6 protein-coding genes are annotated in these 2,863 nt (G+C 47.4%); 5 read left to right on the forward strand and 1 reads right to left on the reverse strand.

Features of this window, described 5'->3' with window-relative positions; translation table 11 throughout:
- Positions 1-525: 525 nt before the first annotated feature.
- Positions 526-696, reverse strand: a complete 171-nt coding sequence (locus tag Xvie_RS21765) for a hypothetical protein (protein WP_047680438.1) — start codon at positions 694-696, stop codon at positions 526-528.
- A gap of 136 nt (positions 697-832) precedes the next feature.
- On the opposite strand from Xvie_RS21765, the gene Xvie_RS18970 reads away from it, so the two are divergent.
- The 5 genes from Xvie_RS18970 to Xvie_RS18990 all read left to right on the forward strand — a co-directional run.
- The gene (locus tag Xvie_RS18970; protein WP_086110699.1) at positions 833-1,021 is read left to right on the forward strand and encodes a hypothetical protein; all 189 of its coding nucleotides are present in this window, start codon (positions 833-835) and stop codon (positions 1,019-1,021) included.
- Positions 1,018-1,266: a hypothetical protein gene (locus Xvie_RS18975; RefSeq protein WP_086110700.1), complete on the forward strand. Its 249-nt coding sequence runs from the start codon at positions 1,018-1,020 to the stop codon at positions 1,264-1,266. Before Xvie_RS18970 ends, Xvie_RS18975 begins: the two co-directional genes overlap by 4 nt.
- On the forward strand, positions 1,259-1,429 hold the full coding sequence (locus tag Xvie_RS18980) for a DUF4222 domain-containing protein (protein ID WP_086110701.1): 171 nt from the start codon (positions 1,259-1,261) through the stop codon (positions 1,427-1,429). Before Xvie_RS18975 ends, Xvie_RS18980 begins: the two co-directional genes overlap by 8 nt.
- A gap of 2 nt (positions 1,430-1,431) precedes the next feature.
- Complete coding sequence (locus Xvie_RS18985) at positions 1,432-1,737, forward strand: hypothetical protein (RefSeq protein WP_086110702.1); 306 nt, start codon at positions 1,432-1,434, stop codon at positions 1,735-1,737.
- Positions 1,731-2,863: toprim domain-containing protein (locus Xvie_RS18990; RefSeq protein ID WP_244175738.1), on the forward strand; the 1,133-nt coding region annotated here is incomplete at its 3' end. The genes Xvie_RS18985 and Xvie_RS18990, both read left to right, overlap by 7 nt.

Here is a 2,863-nt window from a genome sequence, read left to right on the forward strand (position 1 = left end):
ACTCTCTGTTCCCCCAAAACGGGGGAATCAAAGACCAAATATTGAACAATTAACCTCAAGTCGGGGAAAAATTAACTATAGGAATTCCTTTAGTTTAAGAAGTCCTATTGCCGTAGTCCTCACTTTGGCCGATGGGTATGCGAGTATTTTCGGACACCTCAGTAACCCATTGATAAACAATCAGACGCCAGATTTGGCGTTTGGTCATACTTTAGGATACCCGATAATTTCAGGTCAGTTACCTAACCCATTGAAACATAGTCAAGCTGCAAATATGCAGTCTGGTCATAATCTGCGCGTATCATTTAGCGACGCGCAAACTTTGCAGTCATCATTTAGTGGAGTGCAAAAAGAAAAGGATAGCACGGCGAATGCTACCCTTTGGGATGATGGCTCTTTCCATCATGATATAAATCAATTGGTTATCCGTAATCCAAATCTGGTTTACGAGGAATTACAACAGCTTAAGAACTTACCATCTTTAAGAGGGGGAGTGAACCAAGTGAATAGTGTTCACTTGGTTGGTTATTGTTCAATGCCGCGAGATTGCAACTCTTTACGGATAATTCTCTTTATCCATGCAGATATAGATTCATCACCATCAATTTTCATCGCCTCCCTCATAGCTTGTTCCAATTGTGGCTCAACTCTGAATGCAATTTGTTTATTGCCTCTCGGCAAATTTGTGTTTGACATATGTAATACTCAGGGTGTATGTTGTTTGTGTCTGACAGTGTACAACACATTTGTGTCAGATGTAAAACAACAACGCCCCGAAGTGCTACCAACACTATCGAGGCGTCTAACCAAAAACGTAAAGGAGTCTTACGCTATGGATACACCACAGCATACCCAAACTCGCCTTAAATTTACATTCCTAATTGCGTCAGGCACTCAACGGCTGGTGGATATTCACCCTGTACGCCTTATCACTGTACTGGCAGACAGCGAAGGTGAAGCCCGTCTACTGGCAGGTATCCCCTCACTGATATTCGTTTCCCGTCAGGAGGTGGTCGCATGAGCCAGCCTATCACTATTCATCAAGCCGTTGAAAAGGCGCAACAACTCGAATTTATTAATCAGCTTATTGAGTCATACCCTCATCAAATACAGGGCAGTGAAATATCCGTTATGTCTTCACTGATGGCGAAGCTATCCGGCGATATTGCTGTATTTCTGATTGAAGTAATCGCAGGTGAGGAAGCTATTGATAACACCTCCCACTGTAGCGATATGTCTACCGTTCGGGGGGTGAACCATGCGTAACCCCACCCCTCATGACTATTACACCCATAAGAACGGGGAAGCTGTTCAAGTGCTGTCGGTGGCTTTTAACCGCGTGACCTTTGTCCGTGAAGGTTATACCTACCCGTGCATTATGCCATTAAGCCGTTTCACTCAAGAATACACCTACGCAGGGAGAGCCTGATTATGTCTGATATCTATAACCATTTGGTAAAAAATAACTTTAGCGCTATGGACACTGAGGAACTCAAAGATCTGCGTATGAATGCAGATGGTGCACACAGCGCAGTGATGGCGGCGATGTCTGCAATGGGGGAACTGGCTTTCTGGTCAGCCGATAATGAAAACTATGACAATCGTCAGGCAAGGGAAGATTTACGCCGTATCGGTGAAGCCCTGATGCATTTACCGAGGATCGCCGAAGCGCTGAACGATACGGAACAAAATGCTCAGTTTGAAATCCATCACCGCGAGGGATTCCCGAAATGGTAAGTCATATTGATATTCGTTCGGTGAAAGCAGCGGCTCAAGGTCAATGGCAAGGTTTGCTGGCTGCCTGTGGGGTTGATGTTCCGGCGAAGGGTAAGCATGGCGCTTGCCCCATCTGCGGCGGCACTGACCGTTTTCACTTCATGGACGATCACGGTCACGGTGACTGGCATTGTCGCCAGTGTGATGAGCCGAATCACGGTGATGGGCTGGATTTGCTGGTGAGAGCCAAGGGGATCACGATTATTGAGGCCGCTAAAGAGGTTTCTCAGGCGTTATCGCTGCCACTGCCTGAGCCTGCCAGAAAGGAGGCTCCAAAATCAGAGGCTCCTCCGATAACCGAGAAAGTTAATAAGCTGGTGGCTCAGGCCACTGCCGGGCAATCTGATTATCTGACGAAAAAGGGGCTGCAATGCCCCGATCAAAAGCTACTGAAAGACGGCTCTTTGTTGCTGGTCACTCAGACGCTGAACGGCACAATCACCGGTGCTCAAATCATCAAGCCGAACAGTGATAAGCGTCTTGTCTCTGGTACGCAGAAAAAGGGGAATTTTATCCCCTTATCGGCAATTACTGAAACGCCAGACACGATCATCATTACTGAGGGCTATGCAACCGCCTTAACGGTGAGCCAATTGTGTGAGGGCTTAGTACTGGCTGCGATTGATGAAGGCAATTTATCCGCTGTTGCTAAACAGGTCAGGGAACGGTGGCCTACAGCAAAAATCATCCTTGCCGCCGACAATGACTGGCACGAACCCGGAGAACTGGACGATAAAGGCAAGCCCAAGAAGAACGTCGGCAAGATAGCAGCCGAGAAAACCGCTAAGGCTATCGATGGGTGGGTAGCATTACCGCCAACAGAGTACAAGGCCGACTGGGACGATTATCGCCAGCAGCACGGCATCGAGGCAGCAAAGCAGGCATTCAGTGAAGGGTTGTATCAGTATTATGTAGGGGCAGAACTTGATATGTATGAGCTGGGTAGCGGTGAAGTCATTACGGGTGCGGAATTGGTTTTACTGGAGAAAATGAACAAAACCTATACGCATATCACCATTGGGGGTAAGCATCGGGTTGTCAGCTTAAAACCGTGTCAGGTGAACGGGGTCACGCATGTTTTCGAGGA

The sequence above is a fragment of the Xenorhabdus vietnamensis genome (genome assembly GCF_002127535.1).
GTDB lineage: Bacteria > Pseudomonadota > Gammaproteobacteria > Enterobacterales > Enterobacteriaceae > Xenorhabdus > Xenorhabdus vietnamensis.

Coding starts and splice junctions, on each gene's coding strand:
- Xvie_RS21765 (WP_047680438.1), bottom strand. CDS start 696: ATGTCAAACACAAATTTGCCGAGAGGCAATAAACAAATTGCATTCAGA.
- Xvie_RS18970 (WP_086110699.1), top strand. CDS start 833: ATGGATACACCACAGCATACCCAAACTCGCCTTAAATTTACATTCCTA.
- Xvie_RS18975 (WP_086110700.1), top strand. CDS start 1,018: ATGAGCCAGCCTATCACTATTCATCAAGCCGTTGAAAAGGCGCAACAA.
- Xvie_RS18980 (WP_086110701.1), top strand. CDS start 1,259: ATGCGTAACCCCACCCCTCATGACTATTACACCCATAAGAACGGGGAA.
- Xvie_RS18985 (WP_086110702.1), top strand. CDS start 1,432: ATGTCTGATATCTATAACCATTTGGTAAAAAATAACTTTAGCGCTATG.